Source organism: Acutalibacter sp. LFL-21 (assembly GCF_025630755.1).
Taxonomy (GTDB): Bacteria; Bacillota; Clostridia; order Oscillospirales; family Acutalibacteraceae; genus Acutalibacter; species Acutalibacter stercoravium.
Window position 1 is genome coordinate 195533 of the sequence record NZ_JAOTNT010000005.1, and the last position, 25874, is coordinate 221406.

The 25874-nt window shown below is 63.4% G+C and carries 23 protein-coding genes and 1 tRNA gene; 10 read left to right on the forward strand and 14 right to left on the reverse strand.

What is annotated here, in order from left to right; translation table 11 throughout:
* Positions 1 to 113: 113 nt before the first annotated feature.
* Positions 114 to 620 carry a GNAT family N-acetyltransferase gene (locus ODJ80_RS07980; RefSeq protein WP_263041666.1) on the forward strand — a complete coding sequence of 169 codons (507 nt, stop codon included), beginning with the start codon at positions 114 to 116 and terminating at the stop codon, positions 618 to 620.
* 44 nt (positions 621 to 664) lie between these two features.
* On the opposite strand, the gene ODJ80_RS07985 is transcribed toward ODJ80_RS07980, so the two are convergent.
* Entirely contained in the window at positions 665 to 1531 is an 867-nt protein-coding gene (locus ODJ80_RS07985; RefSeq protein WP_263041667.1) for an NYN domain-containing protein, read from the reverse strand.
* A 115-nt stretch (positions 1532 to 1646) separates the two neighbouring features.
* On the opposite strand from ODJ80_RS07985, the gene ODJ80_RS07990 reads away from it, so the two are divergent.
* A complete protein-coding gene (locus ODJ80_RS07990; RefSeq protein ID WP_178865037.1) occupies positions 1647 to 2120 on the forward strand; it encodes a YbaK/EbsC family protein in 474 nt (157 codons plus the stop codon).
* Between the two features lie 54 nt (positions 2121 to 2174).
* On the opposite strand, the gene ODJ80_RS07995 is transcribed toward ODJ80_RS07990, so the two are convergent.
* The 4 genes from ODJ80_RS07995 to ODJ80_RS08010 all read right to left on the reverse strand — a co-directional run bounded on the left by ODJ80_RS07995 (position 2175) and on the right by ODJ80_RS08010 (position 6581).
* The gene (locus tag ODJ80_RS07995; protein ID WP_263041668.1) at positions 2175 to 4055 is read right to left on the reverse strand and encodes a hypothetical protein; all 1881 of its coding nucleotides are present in this window, start codon (positions 4053 to 4055) and stop codon (positions 2175 to 2177) included.
* Entirely contained in the window at positions 4042 to 4575 is a 534-nt protein-coding gene (locus ODJ80_RS08000) for a sigma-70 family RNA polymerase sigma factor (RefSeq protein WP_178865039.1), read from the reverse strand. The genes ODJ80_RS07995 and ODJ80_RS08000 overlap by 14 nt, the downstream gene beginning before the upstream one ends.
* A 144-nt stretch (positions 4576 to 4719) precedes the next feature.
* On the reverse strand, positions 4720 to 5610 hold the full coding sequence (locus ODJ80_RS08005) for a glycoside hydrolase family 25 protein (protein ID WP_263041669.1): 891 nt from the start codon (positions 5608 to 5610) through the stop codon (positions 4720 to 4722).
* 80 nt (positions 5611 to 5690) lie between these two features.
* On the reverse strand, positions 5691 to 6581 hold the full coding sequence (locus ODJ80_RS08010) for a glycoside hydrolase family 25 protein (RefSeq protein ID WP_263041670.1): 891 nt from the start codon (positions 6579 to 6581) through the stop codon (positions 5691 to 5693).
* A 209-nt stretch (positions 6582 to 6790) separates the two neighbouring features.
* Here ODJ80_RS08010 and ODJ80_RS08015 point away from each other — a divergent pair, with 209 nt between their 5' ends.
* Positions 6791 to 7426, forward strand: coding sequence for a GNAT family N-acetyltransferase (locus ODJ80_RS08015; protein WP_263041671.1), 636 nt, complete (start codon positions 6791 to 6793; stop codon positions 7424 to 7426).
* A gap of 65 nt (positions 7427 to 7491) precedes the next feature.
* Positions 7492 to 7953, forward strand: coding sequence for a MarR family winged helix-turn-helix transcriptional regulator (locus ODJ80_RS08020; protein ID WP_263041672.1), 462 nt, complete (start codon positions 7492 to 7494; stop codon positions 7951 to 7953).
* A 90-nt stretch (positions 7954 to 8043) separates the two neighbouring features.
* Here the strand turns inward: ODJ80_RS08020 and ODJ80_RS08025 are convergent, their stop codons facing one another.
* The 3 genes from ODJ80_RS08025 to ODJ80_RS08035 form a co-directional block, all read right to left on the reverse strand.
* Positions 8044 to 10704 (reverse strand): transglutaminase-like domain-containing protein, encoded by a 2661-nt coding sequence (locus ODJ80_RS08025; protein WP_263041673.1) that lies wholly within the window; start codon positions 10702 to 10704, stop codon positions 8044 to 8046.
* 22 nt (positions 10705 to 10726) lie between these two features.
* A complete protein-coding gene (locus ODJ80_RS08030) occupies positions 10727 to 11899 on the reverse strand; it encodes a DUF58 domain-containing protein (protein WP_263041674.1) in 1173 nt (390 codons plus the stop codon).
* A 73-nt stretch (positions 11900 to 11972) separates the two neighbouring features.
* Positions 11973 to 12911, reverse strand: coding sequence for an AAA family ATPase (locus ODJ80_RS08035; protein ID WP_263041675.1), 939 nt, complete (start codon positions 12909 to 12911; stop codon positions 11973 to 11975).
* 399 nt (positions 12912 to 13310) lie between these two features.
* On the opposite strand from ODJ80_RS08035, the gene ODJ80_RS08040 reads away from it, so the two are divergent.
* From ODJ80_RS08040 to ODJ80_RS08050, 3 genes are all read left to right on the forward strand, one after another.
* Positions 13311 to 13520 (forward strand): cold-shock protein, encoded by a 210-nt coding sequence (locus tag ODJ80_RS08040; RefSeq protein ID WP_177692577.1) that lies wholly within the window; start codon positions 13311 to 13313, stop codon positions 13518 to 13520.
* A 130-nt stretch (positions 13521 to 13650) separates the two neighbouring features.
* Positions 13651 to 13726: transfer RNA gene (locus ODJ80_RS08045), tRNA-Gly, on the forward strand.
* A 140-nt stretch (positions 13727 to 13866) separates the two neighbouring features.
* Complete coding sequence (locus ODJ80_RS08050) at positions 13867 to 15801, forward strand: glycoside hydrolase family 127 protein (protein ID WP_263041676.1); 1935 nt, start codon at positions 13867 to 13869, stop codon at positions 15799 to 15801.
* 73 nt (positions 15802 to 15874) lie between these two features.
* Here the strand turns inward: ODJ80_RS08050 and ODJ80_RS08055 are convergent, their stop codons facing one another.
* Complete coding sequence (locus tag ODJ80_RS08055; RefSeq protein WP_263041677.1) at positions 15875 to 17755, reverse strand: heavy metal translocating P-type ATPase; 1881 nt, start codon at positions 17753 to 17755, stop codon at positions 15875 to 15877.
* A 142-nt stretch (positions 17756 to 17897) separates the two neighbouring features.
* Complete coding sequence (locus tag ODJ80_RS08060; protein ID WP_178514643.1) at positions 17898 to 18173, reverse strand: metal-sensing transcriptional repressor; 276 nt, start codon at positions 18171 to 18173, stop codon at positions 17898 to 17900.
* 134 nt (positions 18174 to 18307) lie between these two features.
* On the opposite strand from ODJ80_RS08060, the gene ODJ80_RS08065 reads away from it, so the two are divergent.
* The 3 genes from ODJ80_RS08065 to ODJ80_RS08075 are packed head-to-tail and all read left to right on the forward strand — an operon-like array spanning position 18308 to position 21540.
* Complete coding sequence (locus tag ODJ80_RS08065) at positions 18308 to 19246, forward strand: AAA family ATPase (RefSeq protein WP_263041678.1); 939 nt, start codon at positions 18308 to 18310, stop codon at positions 19244 to 19246.
* A gap of 1 nt (position 19247) precedes the next feature.
* Positions 19248 to 20345 carry a DUF58 domain-containing protein gene (locus ODJ80_RS08070; RefSeq protein WP_263041679.1) on the forward strand — a complete coding sequence of 366 codons (1098 nt, stop codon included), beginning with the start codon at positions 19248 to 19250 and terminating at the stop codon, positions 20343 to 20345.
* A 13-nt stretch (positions 20346 to 20358) separates the two neighbouring features.
* A complete protein-coding gene (locus ODJ80_RS08075; protein ID WP_263041680.1) occupies positions 20359 to 21540 on the forward strand; it encodes a hypothetical protein in 1182 nt (393 codons plus the stop codon).
* Positions 21541 to 21569: 29 nt separating this feature from the next.
* Here ODJ80_RS08075 and ODJ80_RS08080 read toward each other — a convergent pair whose 3' ends face one another.
* The 4 genes from ODJ80_RS08080 to ODJ80_RS08095 all read right to left on the reverse strand — a co-directional run bounded on the left by ODJ80_RS08080 (position 21570) and on the right by ODJ80_RS08095 (position 25857).
* Complete coding sequence (locus tag ODJ80_RS08080) at positions 21570 to 21764, reverse strand: hypothetical protein (RefSeq protein ID WP_178514639.1); 195 nt, start codon at positions 21762 to 21764, stop codon at positions 21570 to 21572.
* Between the two features lie 55 nt (positions 21765 to 21819).
* Positions 21820 to 22602, reverse strand: coding sequence for an inositol monophosphatase family protein (locus ODJ80_RS08085; protein WP_263041681.1), 783 nt, complete (start codon positions 22600 to 22602; stop codon positions 21820 to 21822).
* A 346-nt stretch (positions 22603 to 22948) separates the two neighbouring features.
* Positions 22949 to 24325 carry an NCS2 family permease gene (locus tag ODJ80_RS08090; protein WP_263041682.1) on the reverse strand — a complete coding sequence of 459 codons (1377 nt, stop codon included), beginning with the start codon at positions 24323 to 24325 and terminating at the stop codon, positions 22949 to 22951.
* A 239-nt stretch (positions 24326 to 24564) separates the two neighbouring features.
* The gene (locus tag ODJ80_RS08095) at positions 24565 to 25857 is read right to left on the reverse strand and encodes a replication-associated recombination protein A (RefSeq protein WP_442863905.1); all 1293 of its coding nucleotides are present in this window, start codon (positions 25855 to 25857) and stop codon (positions 24565 to 24567) included.
* Positions 25858 to 25874 lie beyond the last annotated feature (17 nt).

Genomic DNA, 25874 nt, shown 5'->3' on the forward strand with positions numbered 1-25874 from the left:
GGAACTTTGCCCGGTTGTGCGCCTGTGCTCTCATTATACTGGAAGTCCCTTGAAAAGACAAGAGAAACTTGCTATCATAAATGGGAATCTGTGTAAAGAAGGGAGAAGCTGCCATGAAGCTGCGGAAAGCCGCGCTGACAGATGGAGACGCCGTTCTGGCCCTGTACCGGGAGGCCCAGGCCTTTTTGGCCGCTCAGGGCATCGACCAGTGGCAGGATGGCTACCCCAATCGGGAGACCTTCCTGGCGGATGTGGGCCGGGGGGAGAGCTGGGTCCTGGAGGAAGGGGGCCAAGTGGCGGCCACCGCCTGCCTGGGCCTGGGCCGGGAGCCCACTTACGACATCATCTATGAAGGCGCCTGGGGCACAGAGGCCCCGGAGTACGCCTTCCTCCACCGCATTGCCGTGTCCGGCGCCTGCAAGGGGAAAGGGGTTCCATCCCTGTTCTTCCAGGAGCTGGAGCGCCAGGCCCGAGAGCGGGGCCTGCCCTGCCTGCGGGGGGATACCCACCGGGAGAACAAGATCATGCAGCGTGTCATGGAGAAAAACGGCCTGTCCTACCGGGGCGTCATCTACCTGGAGGATGGGGGAGAGCGCCTGGCCTTTGAAAAGGTGCTGTAAAAGAAAAGGGCGCAGTGCACCGCGCACCACGCCGTAAAAAGCTCTTATTTCAGCCGCACATATTTCTGGGGGGAGGAGTTCCCATCCTTCTTCATGTCCCGGATCTCAAACATGTCCAGGCTCTCTAAGAAGGGGGTCAGCTTGGAAAAGCCGAAGTTCCGCACGTCGAAGTCCGGGTAGCGCTTGTCCAGCAGGTTGCCGATCTTCCCAATGATGATCCAGTCATCCTCGTCAGAGTTCTCCCGAACGATGGTCCGCAGGGCCCGGCGGATGGTGCGCAGGCTGGTGCGGGGCTCCTCAATCTCCTCCTGCTGCTGGCGCTTGGGCTCGGCCTTCTGCTCCTTTTCGGGCTTGGGCTCCTCCTTGGCCTTTTTCGCCGCGGCCGTCTTCTTCTGGGGGGCCTTTTTCTGGGGGGCCGCTTTCTTGGCGGGCTCCGGCTTGGGGGCGGGGACCTCCTCCGGCTCCTCCTCGTCGGCGGCGGAGAGGATGTCCAGGTATTTGAACTTGTTGCAGGCCGCGATAAAGGAGTTAGGGGTCTTGCTCTCTCCCATGCCAATCACCGTCATGCCGGACTCCCGCAGCCGGGCGGCCAGCCGGGTGAAGTCGCTGTCCGAGGACACCAGGCAGAAGCCGTCCACCTTGCCGGAGTAGAGAATGTCCATAGCGTCGATGATCATGGCGGAGTCGGTGGAGTTTTTCCCCGTGGTGTAGCTGTACTGCTGGATGGGGTTGATGGAGTTGTCCAGCAGCACGCTTTTCCAAGAGATGAGGGAGGGGTTAGTCCAGTCCCCGTAAATGCGCTTGTAGGTGGCGATGCCATCCTTGGAGATTTCGTCCAAGATGATCTTGATGTATTTCACAGAAACGTTGTCCGCGTCGATCAACACGGCGAACCGGTTGTCGCTTGCCATATAAAGCTCCTCTCTGCGGGGCGGCGCCCCGTTGCGAAATGGGTTCTTTCTCCTGTTTAGTATACCGCAAATCCAGAGGGAGCGCAAATCAATTTGTGAAAAGAGGTCCTTTTCTATGTCCATCCAACAGGTAAAGTCCTATTTCCAGCAGTTCGGCATGGAGTCCCGGGTGCGGGAGCTGCCAGAGTCCAGCGCCACCGTGGAACTGGCCGCCCAGGCCCTGGGCACCCAGCCCGCCCGCATCGCCAAGACACTCTCCTTCCTGGTGGGGGAGGAGCCCATCCTCATTGTGGCCGCCGGGGATGTGAAAATCGACAACGCCAAGTACAAGGCCCGCTTTCACCAAAAGGCCAAGATGCTCTCTCCCGCCCAGGTGCTGGAGCTCATCGGCCATCCGGTGGGCGGCGTGTGCCCCTTCGCCGTGAAAGAGGGGGTGCGGGTCTTTCTGGATGAGAGCCTGAAGCGGTTCCAGACGGTGTTCCCCGCCTGCGGCAGCGGCAACTCTGCCATCGAGCTGACCCTCTCTGAGCTGGAGCAGTACTCCGGCTTTGAAGAATGGGTGGATGTGTGCAAGTCCCCGGAGGGCTGAGGGGGAAAATAGAAAACCGCGCGGGCCATTCAAAAGCTCGCGCGGTTTTTCGTTTTAGCTGCCGGCGTCCTCTTGCAGGCGGGATTCCACCGCCGGGGGAGAGGGGCTGGGCTCCACAGCGGCCTCGCCGTACTGATAGGCTTCCAACTGGGTGCCGAAGACCTCGTCCGCCTGGTGGTAGTAGGCGCGCTGGATGTCCTCGATGAGCACCTGGCCCGTCTCCACGTCCACCAGTTCCAGGCGGGTGAATTCAATGCCCGCGGTGTTGTACACCCTGAATTGCATCCGCTTGTAGGTCTGCCCTCCCTGAATGGTGGGGGAGGCGATGATATCCGCCCGGTAGCTGCCGTTTTCGTCCTCATAATAGGCCAGCTCCGTGCCGTCGCCGGTCTCCTCATAGGAGTTGTACTCGTTCTGGGGGTGGGAGTAGGCGATGCACACCAGGGTGTCCCCGCTGTAACAGTACACCGCCACAGGGTGGTAGTCCAGGTCCGGGGTGAACAGGGCCACCTGCAAGGGGTCCCCATAGAGGCTGGGATCGGCGCAGATGTAGCCGTTCACCGGCGTGGGGGTGCGGTCCTCCTTCAGGCTGTTGGCCAGGGACAGCTTCTCCAAGCCCTGGTCCCGATAGTGCTGGCTGGCGTAGACCTGGCGGGTTTCCAGGTCGATGGTGAACTCCGCCACCACCCGGTTGTTTGCAATGGTCGCTCCCTCCTCTGTGGAATAGGGGGGATACTCGTACAGGGTCAGCACCACATAGGGCACATCTTCCGCCGGGGCGACAAAGGTGCCCACGCCGGTGTAGGGCCCCGCGTAGTAGACGTCCTCCAGGCTGTTGGGGGACCACTCCACAGAACTGTCCTGCAGCAGGTCCCCCTCAGGGGTGGAGAGCAGGGGGTAGATCCCCAGGGGAGCGGCGCTGGTGGCAAAGTCCGCCTCCTCGGCGGGGGTCAGCATGGTGTAGCTCATGCGGCCGAAGAAGGGAACCTCCACGGAGAAGCGCAGGTTGGTGGGAGTGCTCTCCACCCACTGGAGGGACACGCCGTTGTCCTCCACGGGTGGCTCCTCCGCCAGGGTGTTCCACAGGAAATTGCGGGAGGTGTCCGCCGTGACGCGGAAGTCCAGCTGGTAATCCGGGAGGGAGACCAGCCCGCTGGAGCCCCCTGTCAAACAGGAAAGGGAGAGGGACACCTCCATCTCCTGGCTGTGAGAGAGTTTGTGGGGCAGCTTTGCCACCCACTCCGCCCGATACAGGCTGCTGCCGTCGTCACTGGCCTCCTCCAGGGTGAAGACGCGGATCTCCAGCGGTGTGACCAGTTCCGCGGCAGCGCCGTCCACTGTCACCTGGAAGGTCTCTGAGTCCTCCATATAGGGTTCTGTCTGGGTGAAGAGGAACTCCTCCTGCTGCCACGCCGGGTCGGACAAGCGCGCGGTCATGCACAGGTGCAGGTAGATCCCGTCGCTCCAGGCGTCCTCCACGGTGAAGCTGTCGTCGGTGCCCTCCACGTCGTTCTGCACGGAGACCGGCTGGAACGGGGCCCGCTCCTCCGCCTGCTGTTCCTCCAGCTGGCTGGGGTCCTGGGGGATGGGGGTGGGTGTGGGCAGGCTGTGGTTTTCCGTCTCTTGGGGCAGGTCCACCGTGCCGTTGAGCTGCTGAAACAGCTGGCCCACGCCGGGCAGGCTTTCCATCAGGCCGGGGTTTGCCCGGTTGAGGCCGAAGGCCCCCGCCGCCACCAGCACGGCGCAGGCCGCCAGGGTGGCGCAGGCCCGGGCAAAGGTCCGCAGGGGGCGGGCCTTCACCGGCAGCTCATCGGGCAGGCTGTCAAAGGCGTCCTGCACCGCTTGCAGATAGGACTGGGGCGGCTGTTCCACCTGGAGCTGCTGCGCCAGGTGCCGTTTGAACTGCTTATCCCGCTTCAGGTCATTTTTTCCCATGACGCGCCACCACCTTTCCCTGCTCCCGGCCCTCATAGGCCTGCCGGAATTTCTGCCGCCCGTGGACCAGCCGCTGTTTCACGGCCCCCTCGCTGATGCCCAGCGTCCCGGCAATGTCCTTCACCGAGATATCGTTGAGATAGTAGAGGGTGAGCACCAGCCGGTCGTTTTCCCCCAAGTCGTTCAGTGCCTGCTGCACGTCAAGCGAGGTCTCCCGCTCGTCGGCCCGGCCCTCTTCGGGCACCACCTCCAGGGGCACCAGCCCCTTCTGCTGCCGCAGCAGGTCATAGCAGCAATTTATCAAAATGCGGGTCAGCCAGGTTTTAAAGTACTTTGGCTGCCGCAGGTCGCTCAATTTGTAAAAGGCTTTGCAAATGGCCTCCTGCACCGCGTCCTCCACGTCCTCTTCCCGGTGGAGGATGGCCTTAGCCGCCCGGTACAGCGCCAGCTGGTTCTCCTCGATCAGGTCCATAAAGGCGGCTTTGTCGCCCCGCTGGGCCCTGCGTACCAATCGCTCCACAACATCCTCCTTCTCCCTTCGGGGCCCAAAACCCCGAGATGTTCCCCGTTCACAGCATTAGACGGCCCACCCCCGCAAAAGGTGAGCCGCCCCGAAAATCTTCTTGGCATATTTCCCATTTCGGTGGCCGGGCAGGCCCCTCTCTCAGTATGGCTCGAAGCACAGGTTCAAATCCACGCTGCCGGAGATGCCCGGAACAGTGCCGCTGGCAGAGTACTGCCACAGGCGGAAGCCATAGTACAGGCTGGGGGCGGGCTGATACTCCGCGTACCACAGCGCGTAGTCCTTCAGCTCCTCCAGGTTGAAGGTGTTGTAGGCCATCGTCTTGTTGGTGTAAACGCAGGCCGTGTAGCCGTTCTTTTCAATCTGCTGGCAGAAGGCCAGGGCAAAGCGGGTCACTTTCTCCCCGGATATATCATAGGCGCGCAGGTCCTCTGCGGGCAGCTCCTCGCTGGGGATGGGGGTCTCCCAGTCGAACACCACCGGATAGGCAAGCTCCCGGCCGTTCAAAGTCTGAAGCACGAAGTTGGCCTCCTCCCGGGCCTCCTCCTGGCTGACGGCCTGGGAGAAGAAGTAGACCCCCACCTGCAGCCCGGCATCCACAGCCCCCTGATAGTTCTGCTCGAAGGTGGCGTCCACATTCAGGCCCCCTTCCGTCATGCCCCGGTAGCCCACCCGCAGGATGGCGAACTCCACTCCCGCGCCGCGCACCGCCTGCCAGTCGATATCCCCCTGGTGTTCAGAGACATCCACGCCCAGCACGGCCCCCGGGTATTGGATGAAGCCGTTTTGCTCGGCAAAACCCTCGGTGTCATACTCGTTGAGGGGGTAGTCAAACTTGGGGACATACCTCTCCCCCTCATAGAGGTCGCTGACCAAAAGCTGGTTCTCCGGGGCTTGGGGCTCCGAGGCTTCCGGCTCCCCGCCGCCTATCAGAGAGATCACCACCGCCCCGGCTACCACCACCAGGGCCACCAGGGCGCTCAGGCCCATCCACCGCAGGCGGTTGGGTTCATTTGCACTGTGCTTTGCCATAGCTCCTCCTTTTTCCTGGGGCGCGCTTCCCGCGCCTGAAAACCATAAGGCCCGCCTCCCGGGGAGGCGGGCCGCCTGTGTCAGCCGTATTGCTTTAAGGAAAGGGTGATGGGCACGCTGCCAGAGATGCCTGGCACGCTGCCCTCTTGGGTATACTGCCACATTGCGAAGTCGTAGTAAAAGCCGGGAACCGAGGCGTACTCGGCGTACCACATGTCGTAATTTGCCAGCTGGGAAAGGTCCAGATCCTCATAGGCAAAGGACTTGGCCGCGTAATAACAGGGGGTGCGGCCGGCCATCTTCACCTTGTTGCAGAAGGCGTTGATAAACCCGGTAATCTGCTCTCCGTTGCACTGGATCGTGCGGGAACTCTGGTCCTTGGTGCCGTCGTCGTTGTAGTCATATTCCCAGAAAATGGCAATGGGGTAAGTCACTTGATAGGTCTGGATCTGCTCCAGCACAAAGGTGGCCTCTTCCTCGGCTTCCTCGTTGCTGATGGCCTTTGAATAGAAATACACCCCCACGGGGATGCCCGCCTCCGTGGCGCCGGTGATGTTCTCCACAAACTTGCTGTCCAGCACGATCTGGCCTTTTTCATTGCCCCGGTAGCCCACGCGGATCATGGCGAAGTCCACGCCGTTTTCCGCCACCTGGGCCCAGTCAATATCCCCGTTTTTGTAATTGACGTTGATGCCCACAAGAGAGGTCCCCTCTGTGTAGGTCATCACCCCGTTGCTGGCCTGGAACGCCGTGGGGTTGTAGTCGTTGACGGCGATATCATACCCGGGAATGGTCATCTGCCCGTCGTTCAGGTCGTTGACCAGCAGGGTGCCGTCCGCGTTGCGCTCCAGCACCTCCACCGAGCTGTCCCGCGGCCCCCTGGCCAGAATGACGGCGGAGACCGCTACAATGACCGCCACCAGAATCAAGGTGGCTGCCAGGAAAAGATTGCGTTTTTTCAGAGTGTCCATATACCTCCCGCTCCTTTTTCAAAAAATACCGAAGGGCAAGGCCCAAAGGGCCGAAGGGTCCGTTCAAGAAGTTCTTGTCACATTATACATGAAACTTGTCGAAAAGGCAACTGGGAACAGGCGTTTCCTCCCATTTCCAGCCTTGCTGGAATGAAAATTTTTTGTTACAATGAAGCCTTGAAGGCCAATGGGAAAGGAGTGGGGGCTCTGTGCAGGCGCAGGAGCTGACGCTGGAAGAACTGAAACAACTCTATCAATCCCGCATTTCCCGGGATTTCGTCCCCAATGAGCTGCGCCCCTGGGGGAACATGCGCGCTCTGGCCCTGCGGGGGGCTTACCGGGCGTTTGCCTATCGGGAGAAGGGGGCCGTTCTGGCCTATGGGATCTTTGCCCACTGCCCTGGGGCGGCCCTGCTGGACTATCTGGCCGTGGACCCGGCCTTGCGGGGCAGGGGCCTGGGCACCCGCTTCTTCCAAGCGCTGCAGGGGGCTGCCAGGCAGCTTGGCGCGCCTTTTTTCCTCATTGAGGCAGAGAGCCTGGAGAGCGCGCAAACCCCAGCGGAGAAGGAGGTCCGCCGCAGGCGCATCCAGTTTTACACCCGCTGCGGCTGCCGGGAGACCGGGATTTTCTCCTTCCTGTTTGGGGTGGAGTATCAAATTCTGCTGTTTCCCCTGGAGGGGGAACCCGGCCGGGAGCAGGCCAGGGCCGCCTTGGAGAGCCTCTACCGCCTGCTGTTCCGTGTTTCGGCAGGCGCCTCGAAGAGGGCGCCGCGCCCGGTGTGCCGCATCTATGAAAAAGGCGGAGCCCCGGGAGAAAATAAGGGGTTTTACATGGATTTGCTTTGACTTTTTCCGGCTGGGGGGATATAATGAGATGATTAAAGATCTCTTTAGAGGAAGGAGGCTTGGCCATGGAACCCCCGAAGCAAGCGCAAGAACGGCAGCTGCCGCCCCATTTTTCTCGGGAATTGGGCCGGGCCATTACCTTTTTAAGCCGCGGCCGCAAGCGCTTCATGGCGGAACGCCTGCGGGAGCTGGGCTTTTCCGGCGCCATGTACCTGATTTTGCTCCATTTGGAGCACCACCCCGGCGCTACCCAGGACAGCATTGCCAACCATCTGTTTATCGACAAATGCAATGTGGCCCGGCGCACCAAAAAGCTGGAAACCCTGGGCTACCTTTACCGGGAGACCAACCAGAACGACCGGCGGGAAAACCACCTGTACCTGACGGACAAAGGCCGGGAGCTGGTGCCCACCATCCGGGAATATTTGGGCCAGTGGGGGCGCTCCATCACCGCGGACTTGACGGACACAGAGTGCGCGGACCTGTTAGCCCTTCTGACCAAGATGACCGGCCAGGACCGAAAATGACATAGCATGGAAAAAGCCCGTTCCCAAGCTGGGAGCGGGCTTTTTTGACGGCAGCCGCGGGGGCTGCCTTTTTGCTTTTTTTCGGGAGAATTAGAGCAGCGCCGGACCCCATTGCAGCCACAGCCTCCACAGGGGAGGGAGGTTCCGCCGCAGGGCGTCTTCCAGCAGGAGAGCTTCCCTTTGGAAGGGCTGCAACTCCTCCTGTGAGAGGGTGTGTTGGCTGAAGCGTGCCTTCAGGGCCAGGCTTTCCAGCTCTTGCGGCAGTTCCCGCCGCCAGGCGGGCAGATGGGCCAGGGCCGCCTGCTGCAGCCCCAGAATGTGGGCATACAGGGCCAGGGCTGCCTGGTTTCTGTCAGGCTGCGCGAAGCGCCTGTTCCGCCGGGCCAATATCAGCCTGCGCCGGAACAAAAGAGCTCCCAGCAGCAGGAGAAGCCCTCCTGCTGCCCCGGCGGCAGCGCCCCAGGCCCGGCCGCTGGTTCTGCCTCCTGCTGCGGGGGCCCCTCCCGGGGCGGAAGAGGGGGAGGCGCTGGGGCTGGGCTCCGCGGAGGGCGAAGCAGAGGGGGACGCCGCGGGAGAGGCGGACGGAGAGGGAAGGGGCGTGGGCGTGGGGGTGGGGGACGCGGCCTCCGGAGTGGGGGCTGCCGGCTCCGCCACAGGCCGGGCGTCCTCCGAAGCGGCAGGGGCGTCCGGCCCGGCGGGAGTCACCTCTACCGGGATCCACCCGGTGCCGCCCATGTAGATCTCCACCCAGGCGTGGGCGTTGTAGTCGGGAACGTCCACCCAGCCTTCCTCGCCGGAGGGCACCGCATACCCCTCCGCGTACCGGGCGGGAACCCCCGCTGCCCGGAACAGGGCCACCGCCGCCGTGGCAAAGTGGACGCAGTACCCCTGGCGGCTTTGAAACAGGAAGTACTCCACAAAGTCCTGCCCCTCCGGCAAGCTGGGCGGGGAGAGGGTGTACACGCACTGGGCCGCCAGGGTGCTGGCGATCTGCTGGGCCAGCATCAGGGGGGAGCTGTCACTGACCGAGAAGCCGTTGCCCACCGTCAGCACCAGGTGGTTGTCCAACAGGTACTGCTCCAGGGTCTGCCGCAGGCTGTCAGGCAGCTGGGTGTAGTGCTCGTAGACAAAGCGGTTGTAGGCTTCCAGCGAGCGGGCCAGGTCCTGCTGCTCCGGGCTGAGGTACCCGATCAAGCTGGAGGGGATGGTCCATCTCTCCACCTCCTCCAGGGAGAGGGATTCCCCCTGGGAGCCGGGCATCTCCTGGGAGAGGGTCTCCATAAATTCCCGCATGTCGGTGGATGCCACCACCTGTTCCCAACTGGAAAACTGTCCCGTTGCCAGCAGGGAGCCGGCATAGGCGTTGGCCACGGCGGAAGAGGCCCGGCCGGAATAGGTCATCACAAAATCGGTCCTGCCCCAGGCCTCCACCTCATAGCTGCGGGTGCCGCTGAAAAACCGGGGGGACTGGAGGAAGCCGTCCTCCACATACTCCATGGATTCCGGGTCCACACTCTCTGCGGTCAGCCCATAGGGAAGGTACAGGCACCGGGGGCTGGCCCCCACATTCTCCACAGAAAGGGTGTAGGGGATGGAGGCGCGGGTGGTGGAGTAATTGCCGAAGCCTTCCTGGAACAGATCCGCCAGGGTTTGGGGATGTGTGCCGTTCAGCAGCTCTTCCAGCTGGGCCTCGTCCTCCTGGGAAAGGCGCTCCCAGCTATGGCCGGTGTACACGCTGCCGGCAAAGCTCTTTAAGTAGTCCTTTTCCCCGTTGACAAACTCTTCCCGCTGCGAATCCCCCCAGTCATATTTCACCCGCAGCACCGTTTCCCCCGTGTAGCTGCGGGTTCCCAGGGCGTCCAGGTTTACCCGGCCGTTGCCGCTGCCCACGCCGCCCCGCAGGGCCGCTTGGATTCCAAATCCCTGCGTCAGGCCGTCCCGCAGGTCGGCGGCAATTTGGGGCCGCTGGTAGGCGCCTTGAGGAAACAGCAGGGATGCCAGCCCCATGCACAGGATGCCGGCCCCCAGCACGGTGAGCAGCATGGCGGGCCGGGCGGCCGCGGTGCCTGCGGCGTGAAAGCGGCCGCCCTCCTCCAAAAGCCGGTGGCGGCGGCCCAGGGTGGGGGCTGTCAGCAGCAGCGCCAGCCAGAACAGCAGCAGTGCTCCCAGATACAGCCCCGGGGGGACCAGGGAGATTATCATGGGGAACAGCAGCATCAGCCCAGAGAGGAGAAAGGCCCCCAGGCAGCTTCTTTTCCCCACCAGAAACCACCCCAGAAAGAACAGAAAGGGGAAGGTGAGCAGGCAGAAAAACACCGTGCACTGCCTCTCCATCACAGAGGGGGAAAGGGTGTCCACCGCCAGGGAGGGCAGGGCTATGCCGAATTTCTCGCTGTATGCCTGCAGCACCCTGTTTACTGTATGGGCGCAGCCCTGCACCAGATCCCGGAAGAAAAGGGCAACCACCCCCACCCATAGGCCGATCAGCGCCAGAGAAACCGCCCAGGGCTGGTTCTTCACCAGAAAGAGGAAAAGGCAGGCCAGCAGGCAGGCGATGCCGCACAGCGCCGCGGGGACCGGGGCCACCGGCACCTGGAATGCTCCAAAAAAGCAGCCTAAAGCCCCCAGGGTGCCCAGCAGCAGCAGCGCGCCGTAAAAGAGCCACTGCGAGAGGGCCCCGGGTTCCGCGCTGAGAATGCGGGGCTTGTCCAGCAGGGCTTCCCCTGCCTCTCGATTCCGTTTCAATGCCATGGAGCGCCTCCTTTCCGCGGCGTTACAGTGCCATCCCGTTCAGCTCCTGGGCGGCCTGCCCGGGCTGTACCCGGCGGGCTTCCTTCCCGGCGAGGGCGGGCCCTCTCTCCGCCTCCGGGTCTGTGTAGAGGATGCTGAGCCGCGCGCTGGGCCATTTCAGCTTTACCGCCTCTAAAACCGTCTCTTGTGGCTGGCAGCAAAGGTAAATCACATGGGAAATCCCCGAAGGCAGGTCCTCCTGCCGCGGTGTGGGCAGAGAGGCATGCCCTCCCGAGGCAAGGAGCTCCTTCCACAGGGGAAGCAGGTCCTCCGGGCCCACCACTTCCCGGCAGTGGAGCACCTGGGCGGAGGGTTCCCAGTAAGCGGCCCGGTGGGCCACCTCTTCCTCCGCCAAAAAGCTGGAGAGGCTGGCAAAGGCGTCCAGCAGGGCGTCAGCCTCTGTGCCTGTGCCATTCAGGTCCAGCAGGAACAGCCGGTGGTCCGAGAGGGGCAGGCCCAATTCCTTCACCAGGGGGCGGCCCAGCTTTTGAGAGAGCTTCCAGTGGATGCGGGAGAGCCGGTCCCCTTCCCGCCAATCCCGCAGGGCGAACAGCTCGGTGGGGTCGTCCCCCGGCTTTGTCTGGGAGTAGCGCTCCCCCTCGCTGTCGGGCACGCTGCTCTCCTGCAGCTCCAGCACCAGGGGGTGGACGGCGGGCCAGAAAAAGGCGGCGGCCTCTTGCCGGGGGTTGTGCAGCAGCGGCAGGGAGAACAGCCCCAGGTAGTCGCTGACCCAGGCCCGCTCCATCCGGCACAGCAGCTGGCCGCAGGCCCGGGAGGAGAGCTGGTGCTCCAGCACCTGGGGCAGGGGAGAGGCGCTGATGGAAAAACGCTCCTGTTCCCGCTGGCCGGTCAGGGTGTTCTCCACCGACAGCCGCACCCGGATGCGGCCGCTGGAAAAGGGGGTGACATTCCACACCCGCAGCCGCAGGGGGATATTCTCCCCCTTGCGGGCGCAGGGCACGCCCGAGGCCCCTGCCCCTCCGGCGGAAAGGACCGCCCGCGCCCCCAGCATCCCCGGCAGGGACACCGCCAGGGAAACAAAGGGGAGCAGCAGGGACAGGCTGGACACATAGAGGGAGAGGTACCCGTCGTAGCAGATGAAAAACAGGCCGGTGCAGGCCAGCAGCGCCAGGTAACAGAGCCGGTTCTTCCACATGGGGGCTCCCTCCTTTCCAAATTCCTGGGCAGATGGGTGGGCGCGGTGAAAAATGTTTAGAAAGGCAGGCCCCTCAGCCCACGGCTTTGGGGCTGGGGACAGACTCCCACACCTCGTCCAGCAGGGCGTGGGGGGTCCGGCCGCTGAGCCGTGCCTGGGGGTCCGGCACAATGCGGTGCTCCAAGGCGTTGTAGTAGAGCAGCCGGATGTCCTCGGGGATGATATAGTCCCGCCCCGCCATCCAGGCGGAGGCCCGGCAGGCCCGCACCAGGGCCCCGCCGGCCCGGGGGCTGGCGCCCATGCGGATGAGGGGGTGCTCCCGGGTGGCGGCGCACAGCTGTGCCACAAAGCGGTACAGCTCCTCCGCCACATGGACCTGGGCCACTTCCTCCTGCATCTGCAGCACCTCCTCCAGGGTGGCCACCCGGCGGATGGAGTCCACGGGGCGGCCGCCCTCGGTCTGCTTTAGAATCAGCACCTCCTGCTCCAGGGAGGGGTAGCCGATGGACAGCCGCAGCATGAACCGGTCCAGCTGAGACTCTGGCAGGGGTTGGGTGCCTGCGGTGCCCAGGGGGTTCTGGGTGGCGATAACCGTGAAGGGCCGGGGCAGGGGGTGGCTCACGCTGTCCACAGTGACCTGGCCCTCCTCCATGGCTTCCAGCAGGGCGCTTTGGGTTTTGGCGCTGGTGCGGTTGATCTCATCAGCCAAAAAGAGGTTGCACAGGGCTGCGCCGGGCCGGTAGGTAAAGCCCCCCGTGTCCCGGTCCCACACAGAGAAGCCCACCACGTCGGCGGGCATCACCTCGGGGGTGAACTGCACCCGGTTGTATTGCAGGCTCATGGCTTTGGAAAAGGCCAGGGCCAGGGTGGTTTTTCCCACGCCGGGGTTGTCCTCCAGCAGGATGTGCCCCCGGGCCAGAATGGCCATGAGCACCTTGCAGACCACAGTGTCCTTTCCCAGAATGGCTTTACGCACCTCGCTGATGACAGCCAGGGCCTTGGGCTGTAACATATCGCTTTCCCTCCGATCTTCCGTGCCCCGCGCGGGCCGGGCATTGCAAAGCAGCATGCAGATAGTATACCATAATGGGCCGGGGATGAACAGGGGAAGAGGCTCTTTTTGTCAGGGCCTTCTGTGCTCTGCTGGGGAAGAGGAAAAATGTCGAAGGGTTTTTGTGAAAAACGCTTGACAAACCCCGGGGAGAATGATATAGTGAAGCTGTATTCTGATAGCGCGTAAAGATGGACTCACAGCTTTGTAAGTCATTTAGGACTGTCTGAATGGCTTATCTGAACTGTGAGCTTTTTTAATCCGGGGGTCTCCTTCTTCGGTGAAGCCTTTCAAACGCCGGGCAACCGGCGGCCGGTGCTGCTAGCATGATACGATCTTATCTCTAGGAGGTGCCGATTTATGAACGGTACAGTTAAGTGGTTCAACGCAGAAAAGGGCTATGGCTTCATCTCCAACGATGAAGGCGGCGACGACGTGTTTGTGCATTTCTCCGCCATTGTGGCCGACGGCTTCAAAACCCTGGAAGAGGGCCAGAAGGTCACCTTCGAGACCGAGCCCGATCCCAAGAACAGCTCCAAGCTGCGGGCTGTGAATGTCCAGAAGATCTGAACATCCCTTTGAAAACAGGCGGGGCCGGTTCTCCTTGGAGAGCCCGGCCCTTGCTTTTTTAAAAAAAGTTCTTGACAACGCCGGTTCCATCCGTTATAATAATCAAGCGCTGAAAAACAGCGGCAATTGTGCGGGAGTAGCTCATCTGGTAGAGCGCCACCTTGCCAAGGTGGAGGTAGCGAGTTCGAGCCTCGTCTTCCGCTCCAAATGGGACGGACCTTTTGGGTCCGTCTTTTTTTGTTCCCGAAAGGAATAGCGCGTTTTTTCAAAATCCCTCTTGTCCGTACAATTCCTTTGTGCTATGATGGGCCCAGACCTGGATCGTTCCAGAAGGGAGAGAGTGGATATGAAGATGAGCCGCGAAGTGCCGGTGACGGCCTTCCAAGGGGGCGAGGGCCTTCTGCCCGCCTATCAAAGGCTGGTGCGGGAGAAGGTCATCCCCTATCAATACCAGGTGCTGGAGGATAAACTGGAAGGCGTGGAGAAGAGCCATGCCCTGGAGAACCTGCGCCTGGCCGCCCAGAAGAACCGGGGAGAGGCCCTTTCCGGGGAGTTTTACGGCATGGTGTTCCAAGACAGCGACGTGGCCAAGTGGCTGGAGGCGGCCGCCTATTCCCTGGGCCAGTGCCCCGACCCCGCCCTAGAGCGGGAGGTGGACAGCGTGGTGGAGCTGCTCGCCCAGGTGCAGCAGGAGGACGGGTATTTGAACTCCTACTTCACCGTCAAAGAGCCGGACCGGAGGTGGACCAACCTGCAGGAGGCCCACGAGCTCTACTGTGCGGGCCACCTGATGGAGGCCGCCTGCGCCTACTATGAGGCCACCGGCAAGGACCGCTTTTTGAAGATCATGGAGAAAAACGCCGGCTGCATCTACAGCCATTTTATGGAGGAATGCCCCCAGGGCTACTCCGGCCACCCGGAGGTGGAGCTGGCGCTGCTGCGGCTGTACCGGGCCAGCGGCAACGAGAAGTACAAGGAGCTGTGCGCCCATTTCCTAGAGGTGCGGGGCCAGTCCCCCAACTACTTTATTGAGGAAAAGGCCCGCCGGGGCTGGAACGTGTGGGGCCCCACCGGCAACGACGCCAACGATACCGACTACACCCAGAGCACCCTTCCCGTGCGGGAGCAGAAGGACGCCGTGGGCCACGCCGTGCGGGCGGTGTACCTGTACACGGCCATGGCGGACCTGGCCGGGGAGACCGGGGACCAGGGCCTTGCCAAGGCCTGCCGCGCCCTGTGGGAGAGCGTCACCCACCGGCAGATGTACGTCACCGGGGGCATTGGCTCCACCGTGCTGGGAGAGGCCTTCACCGTGGATTACGACCTGCCCAACGCCACCGTCTACGCGGAGACCTGCGCTTCCATCGGGCTGATCTTCTTTGCCCGGCGGATGCTCCAGCTGGAGGCCAAGGGCGAGTACGCCGACGTGATGGAGCGGGCCCTGTACAACACGGTGCTGGCGGGGATGCAGCTGGACGGCAAGCGCTTCTTCTACTGCAACCCCCTGGAAGTGGTGCCGGGCATCTCCGGCAAAGCGGCCACCCAGCGCCATGTGGACCCCCAGCGTCCCGCGTGGTACGCCTGCGCCTGCTGCCCGCCCAACGTGGCCCGGCTTCTGTCCTCCATCGGCAGCTACGCCTACGGGGAGGGGGAGAAGGCTTTCTTCATTCACCTGTACCTGGGGGGCGCCGTGAAGAGCTCCCAGGGCTGGTCCCTCTCCTGTGAGACGGATTACCCCCGGCAGGGCACCGCCCGGTTCACCTTCCACGGGCAGGCGGAGGCCGCCTTGGCCTTCCACATCCCCTCATGGAGCGCTCAAACCTGCCTGCGGGTCAATGGGGAGGAGCAGGACCTGGGCGCCCTGCTCCAGGATGGCTACGCCTATGTGGCCCGCTCCTATGGGGAAGGCGATGTGATCGAGCTCTCCTTTGACATGGCCCCCTATAAGGTTTACGCCACCAGCCGGGTGCCCGCGGATACGGGCTGCGCGGCGGTGCAGCGGGGCCCGGTGGTCTACTGCGCCGAGGGCGTGGACAACGGCGGCGACGTGCTCTCCCTTTCCCTGCGGGAGGGCGGGGCCCTGTGGGAGAAGCCCTATGACCCGGGCCTGCTGGGAGGCATCGTCCCCCTGGTGGCCGAGGGCTGGAAGGCCAGGCCCGCAGAGGAGCTTTACACCCGGCAACGCCCCCCGCGGGAGGCGGCGGACATTCGCCTGGTGCCCTATTACACTTGGGGCAACCGGGGGGAGAACCAGATGCGCGTCTGGCTTCCCGAAAACTGACCATGCGCCAAAAGCGGCAGAAAGGCCCGCTCCCAGGCTGGGAGCGGGCCTTTCTATGGCTTTTCAGAGGGAGTTACCCGGCTTTTTTCACGCCGCGGAACCGCAGCAGAAAGGCGGAGTGAACGATGACTACCACCGACCCGGCGTTGTGCACCAGGGCCCCCACCACCGGGTTCAGAATGCCGGTTATGGCTAACAGGATTGCCAGGAAATTCAGCCCCATGGAGAAGCTCAGGTTGCACTGGATGACCGCCATCATCCGCTTTGCCAGCCGCAGCAGGTGGGGCACCTGGCGGATGTCGTCGTTGACCAGGGCGATATCCGCGGCGTCCACGGCAATGTCGCTGCCAATGCCCCCCATGGCGATGCCCACCTGGGCCTTTTTCAGGGCGGGGGCGTCGTTGATGCCGTCGCCGATCATGCAGACAGGCTGGCCCCGGCCCTGATACCCGTCGATGATATCCAGCTTGTCCTGGGGCAGGCAGCTCCATTTCACCTGGCCGATTCCCAGCTGCCGGGCGATGGCTTGGGCCGCCTCTTGGTGGTCCCCAGTCAGCAGCACGGGAGTGACCCCCGCCGCCTTTACCTGGGCGATGGTCTGGGCCGCGTCAGGGCGCAGGGTGTCCGCCAGGGCGAGGAAGCCGGCCAGCTTTCCGTCCGCCGCCAAGTACACCACCGTGCAGCCTTGGGAGAGGAACTCCCCGGCAGCCTGTTCCGCCTGGGGGGAAAGGGCAACCCCCGCCTCCCGCAGAAGCGCCGGGTTGCCCGCCAGCACATGGGTGCCCTGCACTTGGGCCCGCACCCCGCGGCCTGGAAGCATTTGGAAGTCCTCCGGCTCGGGGAGCTGTGGGTGCCCCGCTTCCTGATAGCACCGGACAATGGCCTTGCCCAGAGGGTGCTCTGAGCGGGCCTCCGCCCCCGCGGCCCAGGCGTAGAGCTGAGAGGGGGAGAGGGCTGCGTCCAGGCTCTTCACCTGCACTACCTGGGGCCGTCCAAAAGTGAGGGTGCCGGTTTTGTCAAAGGTGATGTGGCTCACCTTGGAGAGCCGCTCCAAAGCGTCCCCCTCCCGGACAAGGAAGCCGTGCTTGGTGGCGTTGCCAATGGCCGCCATAATGGCTGTGGGGGTGGCCAGCACCAGGGCGCAGGGGCAGAAGACCACCAAAATGGTCACCGCCCGGATGATCTCCCCCGTCACCGCCCAGGTGACGGCGGCAGCGGTCAGGGCGATTACCACAATCCAGGTGGCCCACCGGTCCGCCAGGCCCACAATTTTGGCCTTGCCCGCGTCGGCGGACTGCACCAGGCGGATCATCCGCTGGATGGAGCTGTCCTCCCCCACCCGGGAGGCCTCCATCTCAAAGGCGCCAAACTGGTTTACGGTGCCGCTGGAGACCGGGTCCCCCGGCCCCAGATCCACAGGGAGGGACTCCCCGGTCATCACCGCCTGGTTGATGGAGGTCTGCCCGGAGAGGATGGTCCCATCCACGGGAATGGTCTCTCCCGGCAGCACCCGCAGGCGGTCCCCCACCTGCACCTGCTCCGCGGGCAGAATGGTTTCCTTCCCCTCCCGAAGCACCCGGGCGGTGCGGGGGGTGAGCTTTACCAGCCGCTCAATGCCCGCCCGGGCCCGGGCCACGGTCAGGTCTTCCAGCAGGCCGCCCAGCTGCATGATGAAGGCCACCTCTCCGGCGGCGAAGTCCTCCCCAATGATTACCGAGGCAATCAGGGCGATGGACACCAGCACGTCGGCCTTGATGTCAAATTCCGTCACCAGGCCGATGACGGCTTCTAAAACAATGGGGACGCCGCACAGCACAATGGCCACCCAGGCGGCGTCAAAGGGCAGGGGCAGCGGATGGAAGATGCTGAGAAGCAGGGAAAGGCCCGAGAGAACCAGCAGGGCCACGTCCTTCCGCGTGCCGCCCCAGTCCAGAAATTTTTGCAACGCTTTCATGAGGAAAGCCTCCTTCGCACAGGGAGTTTGTCAGGGCTGTCTTTATAATATACCTATAGGGGTATAGGTTGTCAAGAGGTGGGAAAGGGGTTCCCCCCCTTTTTTTCCGGAAAAAGAAAGGCCCGCCCCTCCGGCCGGCCCCTCAGTTCATGTTGGCAAAGCGCTCCACTGCCTTTGTAAAATTCTGAATGGTCTGGTCCGCGTCCCCGTGCTCAATGCCGTCCCGAACGCAGTGCTTGATGTGCCCCTCCAGCACCACCTGGCCCGCCTTGTGCAGGGCCGACTTGGCCGCGTTGATCTGGGAGAGGATGTCCTCGCAGGGCACGTCCTCGTCGATCATCCGGTCGATGGCCTGCACCTGGCCGATGATTTTTTTCAGCCGCCGGTGCAGGTTTTCCGCATCCATACATTGCCGCATAGCCGCGCCTCCTGAAAGCATTCTTTTTTCATTATGGGGGAAAATCGGGCGCTTGTCAAGGGCGGGCGTCTCTTGTATCCATCCTAAAACCCTGTTATAATAAAGCATACTTTCTGGAAAGAGAGGCATTTTTTATGGAAAACATCTTGTCTGCCATCCGGGCGAACATTCAAACTGTGCTGGTGGGGGAGGAGCGGGCGGCCTCCCTGCTGCTGACTACCCTGATCGCCGGGGGGCATGTGCTCATCGAGGACGTGCCCGGCATGGGCAAGACGGTGCTGGCCCGCTCCCTGGCCAAAAGCGTGGACGCCGCCTTTGGGCGGGTGCAGTTCACTCCGGACCTGCTGCCCTCGGATGTGACAGGTTTGAACTTCTTTGACCGCAAGGCCGGGGACTTTGTGTTCAGCCCGGGGCCGGTGTTCTGCAGCATCCTGCTGGCGGATGAGATCAACCGGGCCACGCCCCGCACCCAGTCCGCCCTGTTGGAGTGCATGGCCGAGGGCCAGGTGACGGTGGACGGGGTGACCCGCCGGCTGGAGCCCCCCTTCTTTGTCATCGCCACCCAGAACCCGGTGGAGACCCTGGGCACCTACCCCCTGCCAGAGGCCCAGCTGGACCGGTTTTTGCTGCGCATCTCCATGGACATGCCCACCAAGGCCCAGGAGCGCCAGATCTTAGAGCGCTTCCAGGACAGCGAACCCCTGGAGTCCCTGGCGCCGGTGTGCTCCAAAGAGCAGATTGTGGAGCTGCAGGCCGCGGCGCGGAAGGTCTATATCCACCCGGCGCTGCTGGACTACATGGTGGACCTGGCCCACGCTTCCCGGCAGATGCGGGGGGTAGAGCTGGGGGTCAGCCCCCGGGGCACCCTGGCCCTGATGCGGGCCTCCCAGGCCAAGGCCCTGGTGGAGGGGCGCCAGTTTGTCACGCCGGAGGATATCAAAGAGGTGGGGGTGCCGGTCATCGCCCACCGGCTGGCGGTCAGCGGCATGGCGGGCTCTTCCCAGGCACAGAAAGAGGCGGCGGCCTCCCTGCTCTCCTCCGTGGCCCTGCCCACGGAGGACTGGTCCAGGTGACATGGCCGCGCTGGGGATTCTCCTCCTGCTGGCGGCGCTGCTTTTCCTCCAGTCCTTTTTGTATGACAGGCTTTGGAGCAAGGGCCTGGAGGTGAAGGTGTCCTTCCAGGAGGAGTACGCTGTGGAGGACGACACCGCCCTTCTCGCAGAGGTGGTGGTCAACGACAAGCTGCTGCCCCTGCCGGTGGTGGAAATCGACTTCCACATGGACAAGGGCCTACGCTTTTCCGACGAGGCCAACACCGCCGTCAGCGACCGCTCCTACCGCCGGGACGTGTTCGCCCTGGGGGCGCGCCAAAAGATCACCCGCACCTTAGAGTTCCGCTGCGCCCGCCGGGGGTATTACGCCATCGGCCAGGCGGGCCTGGATGTGCGCAGCCTGCTGCTCTCTAAAAAATATGTGGGCACCTCGCCCCAAAGCACGGATTTCTATGTGCTGCCCCGGCCCGTACCCACCCAGCGCATCCAAATCCCCTTTTCCCAGATTATGGGCAGCGTGCTCAGCCGGAAGAAGGTCTACGACGACCCCTTCGAGTTCGCCGGCCTGCGGGAGTACACCAAGAGCGACCCCATGAAGTACATCAATTGGAAGGCCACCGCCAAAACGGGGAACATGCTGGTGAATATCCACGAGTCCACCCTCTCCCAGAAGGTGGCGGTGCTGCTGGATATGGAGGGCCTGGGCGTCCAGCAGGCGGATGTGCTCAACGAGGAGGCGGTGCGGGTGGCCTGCGCCCTGTGTTCCCGCCTGCTGGAGGCGGGGGTGCGGCTGAGCGTCGCCTCCAACGGGGTGGACGTGCACAGCGGCCGCCCCCTGGACCTGCCAGAGGTCTCCGGCGCGGGCAGCGTCCTCTCCCTGCGCAAGAGCTTCGCCTGCCTTCAGGCGGGCAATGGGCTTGCGCCCATCCAGTCCTCCTTCCCAGAGGGGGACAGCAGCCTGCTGTGCGTGCTGGTCTCCCGCAGCCTGCGGGAGGACCTGGCCTGGGAGTTCGCCCAGCGGGCGGGCCAGCGGGAGTGGGTGCACATCACCCCCTGCCTGGAGGTGCCGGAAGAACAGCCGCGGCTGGGGGCGGTCCACCGCTTCTACTGGGAAGTGTGAAAGGGGGAAGAAGATGAAACGGCTGACAGATCTGGGAACTTGGCGCCAGTGGGTGCTGCGGGCCCTGGGCTGGTGCCACTGCGGGCTGCTGTACCTGCTGTATTACGGCCTGCTCCTGTGGATCTTCCAGGGCGGGGGCGCCCTGCCCCTGGGCCTGTGGCGGGGCCTGCTGGCCCTGCTTCCCCTGGCTTTGGCAGACGTGGGCGCCCAGCTTTGCCGCAAGCTGTGGCAGTTCTCCCTGTTGAGTTTGGCCCTCTGCGGCCTGACGTGGCTGCTGCTGGGCCACCCTGCGGCCATGGCGCCCCTGGCGCTGGTGTGCCTCCTGCGGGGGAAGAACAGCCTTTCCGAGGACCCGGTGGATTCCGCCCTGGACCGGCCCCTGCTTCCGGCGGCGGCGCTGTTTTTGGCGCCCTTCCTGTACAGCGCGGTGATGGGAGAGCCCTGGCTGCAAAAGGCCAGCCTGGTGTGGGCGGCGGTGTACCTGCTGCTGTGGGCCGGGTGGCATGGCTTCCGCACCATCGACCAATACCTCTCCCTCAACCGGGACAGGGCGGGGGTTCCGGCCAAGCGCATCGTGCGCACCAGCGGCCTGGCCCTGCTGGGCATGCTGGTGCTGGCGGGGGCCCTGCTGCTGCCGGCCCTGGTCACGGAAGAGGGCGTGTTCCGCATCGACCCCCAGACCCGGGAGGTCACGGTGCAGGCCCAGGTCCAAACCCCCGAAACGCCCGCCGCCATGGAGCGGCCCCAGTGGCTGGACCAGCTGGGGCAGGGGAGCAGCTTCCAGTTCCCGCCGTTCCTCAGCTATCTGCTGTGGGCCCTGACGGGGGGCCTGGCAGGGGCGGCGCTGCTCTACGGGGCCTACTGCCTGCTGCGGACCTTTCGCAGTTCCTTTGTGGACCACCGGGACGTGGTGCAGTACCTGCGGGGGCCCCAGGAGAAGCCGGAGGAAGCCCCCCGGCGGAAGAGGCAGCGCCCCCGCCTGTGGGACCGTTCCCCTAATGCCCAGGTGCGCAGGAAATACCGGCGGGCCGTGCTGCAGGTCTCCAAGGAGCCCCCGCCGGTGTGGGCTGCCCCCCGGGAGATTGAGGAGGGGGCGGGCCTGCGGGATGCCCAGCTCCACCAGCTCTATGAGAAAGCCCGGTACAGCCGGGAGGGCTGCACCCTGCAGGAGAGCCGCAGCCTAAAGCGGCAGTAAAAAAGCGCCTTGCAAAAGGCGCTTTTTTGTCAGGGCCCGTTCCAGGGCCGGTCCCATTCCCGCTGGCGGGCCAGCAGCAGGGCAACCCGGTGCAGGTCCTCTGCCGTGTGGATGAGCTCCTCCCGCCGGTGGAGCTGCATCTGTAACTCCACTGGCAGGGAGAGGAAATAGCTCCTGCTGCTGGAGCTGCCCGCCAGCAGGGCGTTTAAATCCGTATAAGCCAATGCGTCACCCCTGAAAGCTAGGGTGTCCAGCCGGGGGATTTTTATAACCGGGGGCTCAGCCCAGGCAGCGCCCCACAATCTCCCGCAGGGCGGGGTATACGGCGGGAGAGCCGGCCAGAATGGCTTGGGGCTTCTCATAGGAGAAGGCTTGGCCCGGGAGGGTGTCCAGGGGGCAGCCCGCCTCCCGCAGGATGACGGAAGCGGCGGCGTAGTCCCAGGGGGAGAGGCGGGCCTCAAAAAAGCCGTCGCACTGGCCCGCCGCCACGTGGCACAGGTCCAGGGCCGCAGAGCCGCTCCGGCGCAGGTCTCCGCAGCAAAGGAACAGCTCCTTGGCGGCGGCAAAGGTGGCGTCCGCCAGCTCCCGGTAATAGGGGGCGGTGCCAAACACAATGACAGCGTTTTCCAGGGGCGCCTGGGCCCCCTGAAGGGGATTCCCGTTGCAGAAGGCGCCCCCGCCCCGCACGGCGGTGAACAGCTCGCCGGTGCCCAGGTCCAGCACCAGGCCCATCACGCCCTGGCCGTCCTTCACCAGCCCCACGGAGATGGCCGAGGGCTGGTAGCCCCGGATGAAGTTGGTGGTGCCGTCGATGGGGTCGATCACCCAGTTAAATCCGGGGGCCATCTTGTTTTCCTCCTGCTCCTCGGCAAAAAAGCGGGCCTCCGGCAGCAGGGGAGAGAGGTGTTCCATCAAAAATTGCTGAGAGGCCATGTCCGCCTCCGTGACGAAATTGGCGTGCCCCTCTTTGGAGTACACCGCCGGGTGGGGGATGGAGCGCACCAGCTCCCCCGCCTGGCGGAGGATGGGCTCCGCTTTCTCTAACAGCGCCTGAAGTTCCATAAAGACCCTTCCTTTCCATTTGCTCTCCCTATCATACCAGAGAACCGCCCGGGGCGCAACAGCAAAGCTGTTCGCAATCTGTTAAGAGAGGCTTAATGAAAAACTCAGAACCTGTTCAACGGAAGTTCAAAAAAGGGGGGTATTCTATAAGCACAGCAGAAGAAGAGGCCCCCAAGGGGGACACTCTTCCCCCACTTGCTTTTTTCATAGATTTTACCTCCCTCTCTCCGCCGTCCGAAATTCCCGGGCGGCTTTTTCCTTGCCTGTTTCCGCGGCACCCGGAAAAGGGCAAATGAAAAGCGCCCCGTGGCAAACAGGGCGCTTTTTGCTGGATGGATTCCCGGCTTTAGATAACCGCCAGCAGGATGAAGTTGAGCACGAACAGAGCGGTGACCACCCACAGGATGGGATGGACCTTTTTGGCCTCGCCCTTGCACACCTTCACAATGCAGTAGGTGATAAAGCCCATGGCAATGCCGTAGGAGATGCTGTAGCACAGGGCCATGAAGATGCCCGCGAAGAAGGCGGGGATGGCCTCAGACAGATCGTCCCACTGGATCTCCTTGAAGGAGGAGGTCATCATCACGCCCACCAGCACCAGGGCGGGAGCCGTGGCGGCGGAGGGGATGGCGCTGACAAAGGTGGCCAGGAAGGCGCTCAGCGCAAAGCAGATGGCAACCACCACGCTGGTAAGGCCCGTGCGGCCGCCAGCGCCAATGCCGGCAGCGCTCTCCACAAAGGTGGTGGTGTTGCTGGTGCCGAAGATGGCGCCAATGGAAGTGGCGGTGGCGTCGGCGAACAGGGCCTTGTCCATCTTAGAGTGGAAGCCGGCCTTGGTCTCCATGGCCTTCTCGTCCTCATCAGAGAAGATGCCGGTGCGGCGGCCGGTGCCAATGAAGGTGCCGATGGTGTCGAAGGTGTCGGAAATGCTGAAGGCAAAAATGGTGATCAGCACCAGGGGGATCTTCGCCGCGTCAGCGAACAGGGAGGGCAGGCCCGCGGGGGTGAAGATGGCGCAGAAGGTGGTGGGCAGCTGCTGGCAGGCCTCTGTAAAGCTGATGGAGCTGCCCAGAGAGGTGACCTGCATGGGAATGCCGATGATGGCGGTGGCCACAATGCCAATCAGAATGGCGCCCTTCACGTTCAAAACCAGCAGCACAATGGTGATTACCAGGCCGATGATGAACAGCCACAGCACGTTGGTGTTCAGGGTGGCCATGGCGGGCACGCCAGAGCCAAAGTTCACAAAGCCCACGTTCAAAAAGCCAATGTAGGCCACAAAGATGCCAATGCCGCCGCCAATGGCGTTCTGCAGGCTGCGGGGGATGGACTTGATGATGAACTTGCGGATCTTCGTCACCGTGATGAGGATGTTAATTAAACCGCAGATGAACACCATGGACAGGGTCTGCTGCCAGGTGAAGCCCAGGCCCAGGCAGACGGTGTACACGAAGAACGCGTTCAGGCCCATGCCGGGCGCCTGAGCGTAGGGGACGTTTGCCACCAGGCCCATCACCAGGGTGCCGATGATGGAGGCAATGATGGTGGCCAGGAACACGGCGCCCCAGGGCATCAGCTCCTCCTCCAAGCCGCCGGCCCGGCCGCTCAGAGTGTTGGGGTTCACCACGATGATGTAGGCCATGGCGAAGAAAGTCGTCAGGCCGGCGATGATCTCGCGGCTGACCGTGGTGCCGTTTTCCTTGAGTTTGAAGAACTTTTCCATTAACTCACCTTCCTAAAAATGTTACCGCTCAAGCGGCCGGCAGCGAGGCCCCTTGCGGGCCGCCGCCCCTGCCTTTTCTCAAAGCCGCACAGGCAGGGGGCGCCCCAAAGGCCCCGCCCCGAAGGGCTGGCGCGCGGAACACGCGCCCATAGGACGATTATACTGGGGGAAGGAAAGAATGTCAATGAATGTTAAAGTTCTTTGAACAAATATTGAATAGAGAATTTCCTGGGGAAATTTCAAGATTTTTTGTCGGGCTCTTGGGGGGCGGGGGAGTGGGCCCGCTTCCAGGCCTGGATCTGCTCCAGCCGCTGGGCTGCCCGGGCCTCGCTGCCCTGCTGGGTGGGGCGGTAATAGGCGCGCCCCAAAAGGGAGTCTGGCAGGCACTGCATGCTGGTCAGCTTTTCCTCTGTGTCGTGGGCGTACACATACCCTTCCCCGTAGTGGAGGTCCTTCATCAGCCGGGTGGGGGCGTTGCGGATGACCAGCGGCACCGGCTCCGCCAGCATTTTCTGGGCATCCCTCTTGGCGGCTTCATAGGCTTTGTACAGGGCGTTGGACTTGGGCGCCAGGGAGAGGTACACCACGCAGTGGGTCAGGGTGACGCTGCACTCGGGCATGCCGATGAAGTGGCAGGCCTGGTAGCAGGCCGTAGCGATCTCCAAAGCCCGGGAGTCCGCCATGCCCACGTCCTCGCTGGCAAAGCGGATGAGCCGCCGGGCCACATAGAGGGGGTCCTCCCCGGCCTCCAGCATCCGGGCCAGCCAGTAGACGGCCGCGTCCGGGTCGGAGTTGCGCATGGACTTGTGCAGGGCGGAGATCAGGTTGTAGTGCTCCTCCCCGTTCTTGTCATAGAGCAGGCTCTTGCGGCTGACGCACTGCTCCAGGATATCCTGGGTAACCGTCACCGCCTCCCGCTCCCGGCGGCCGTTGAGGACCACCATCTCCAGGGTGCCCAGGGCGGTGCGGGCGTCCCCGTTGGCAAAGTTGGCAATGGCCTCCAGCATCCCCTCCTCCAGGCGGATGTCCTGGCCCCCAAAGCCCCGGGGGTCCCGCAGCGCGTTTTGAAGGAGCTTTACCAGGTCCTCCGGGGTGAGGGCCTGCAGCACAAACACCTTGCACCGGGACAAAAGGGCGGAGTTCACCTCAAAGGAGGGGTTCTCCGTGGTGGCGCCGATGAGCACAATGCTGCCCTTCTCCACAAAGGGCAGGAAGGCGTCCTGCTGGGCCTTGTTGAACCGGTGGATCTCGTCCACAAAGAGGAGGGTCCGCTCCCCCATCAGCCGGTTCTGCTCCGCCTCTGCCATGACGGCCTTGATCTCCTTGATGCCGCTGGTCACGGCGCTGAAATTGATGAAGTTGGACTGGGTCCTCCCGGCGATGATCCGGGCCAGGGTGGTCTTGCCCACCCCGGGCGGCCCCCAGAAGATCATGGAGGAGACCCGGTCCTGCTCGATAAGCTGGCGCAGCACCTTGCCCTCTCCCAGCAGGTGCTCCTGCCCCACGAATTCCTCCAGGGTGCGGGGCCGCATGCGGGTGGCCAGGGGGA

What these genes read in the sequence shown, in the direction of transcription:
- ODJ80_RS08025 (WP_263041673.1), bottom strand. Translation starts at nt 10,704, where the DNA reads ATGGCATTGAAACGGAATCGAGAGGCAGGGGAAGCCCTGCTGGACAAG.
- ODJ80_RS08040 (WP_177692577.1), top strand. Translation starts at nt 13,311, where the DNA reads ATGAACGGTACAGTTAAGTGGTTCAACGCAGAAAAGGGCTATGGCTTC.
- ODJ80_RS08070 (WP_263041679.1), top strand. Translation starts at nt 19,248, where the DNA reads ATGGCCGCGCTGGGGATTCTCCTCCTGCTGGCGGCGCTGCTTTTCCTC.
- ODJ80_RS08055 (WP_263041677.1), bottom strand. Translation starts at nt 17,755, where the DNA reads ATGAAAGCGTTGCAAAAATTTCTGGACTGGGGCGGCACGCGGAAGGAC.
- ODJ80_RS08010 (WP_263041670.1), bottom strand. Translation starts at nt 6,581, where the DNA reads ATGGACACTCTGAAAAAACGCAATCTTTTCCTGGCAGCCACCTTGATT.
- ODJ80_RS07980 (WP_263041666.1), top strand. Translation starts at nt 114, where the DNA reads ATGAAGCTGCGGAAAGCCGCGCTGACAGATGGAGACGCCGTTCTGGCC.
- ODJ80_RS07990 (WP_178865037.1), top strand. Translation starts at nt 1,647, where the DNA reads ATGTCCATCCAACAGGTAAAGTCCTATTTCCAGCAGTTCGGCATGGAG.
- ODJ80_RS08090 (WP_263041682.1), bottom strand. Translation starts at nt 24,325, where the DNA reads ATGGAAAAGTTCTTCAAACTCAAGGAAAACGGCACCACGGTCAGCCGC.
- ODJ80_RS08065 (WP_263041678.1), top strand. Translation starts at nt 18,308, where the DNA reads ATGGAAAACATCTTGTCTGCCATCCGGGCGAACATTCAAACTGTGCTG.
- ODJ80_RS08035 (WP_263041675.1), bottom strand. Translation starts at nt 12,911, where the DNA reads ATGTTACAGCCCAAGGCCCTGGCTGTCATCAGCGAGGTGCGTAAAGCC.
- ODJ80_RS08005 (WP_263041669.1), bottom strand. Translation starts at nt 5,610, where the DNA reads ATGGCAAAGCACAGTGCAAATGAACCCAACCGCCTGCGGTGGATGGGC.
- ODJ80_RS08060 (WP_178514643.1), bottom strand. Translation starts at nt 18,173, where the DNA reads ATGCGGCAATGTATGGATGCGGAAAACCTGCACCGGCGGCTGAAAAAA.
- ODJ80_RS08095 (WP_442863905.1), bottom strand. Translation starts at nt 25,857, where the DNA reads ATGCGGCCCCGCACCCTGGAGGAATTCGTGGGGCAGGAGCACCTGCTG.
- ODJ80_RS08020 (WP_263041672.1), top strand. Translation starts at nt 7,492, where the DNA reads ATGGAACCCCCGAAGCAAGCGCAAGAACGGCAGCTGCCGCCCCATTTT.
- ODJ80_RS08030 (WP_263041674.1), bottom strand. Translation starts at nt 11,899, where the DNA reads ATGTGGAAGAACCGGCTCTGTTACCTGGCGCTGCTGGCCTGCACCGGC.
- ODJ80_RS08085 (WP_263041681.1), bottom strand. Translation starts at nt 22,602, where the DNA reads ATGGAACTTCAGGCGCTGTTAGAGAAAGCGGAGCCCATCCTCCGCCAG.
- ODJ80_RS08075 (WP_263041680.1), top strand. Translation starts at nt 20,359, where the DNA reads ATGAAACGGCTGACAGATCTGGGAACTTGGCGCCAGTGGGTGCTGCGG.
- ODJ80_RS07985 (WP_263041667.1), bottom strand. Translation starts at nt 1,531, where the DNA reads ATGGCAAGCGACAACCGGTTCGCCGTGTTGATCGACGCGGACAACGTT.
- ODJ80_RS07995 (WP_263041668.1), bottom strand. Translation starts at nt 4,055, where the DNA reads ATGGGAAAAAATGACCTGAAGCGGGATAAGCAGTTCAAACGGCACCTG.
- ODJ80_RS08050 (WP_263041676.1), top strand. Translation starts at nt 13,867, where the DNA reads ATGAAGATGAGCCGCGAAGTGCCGGTGACGGCCTTCCAAGGGGGCGAG.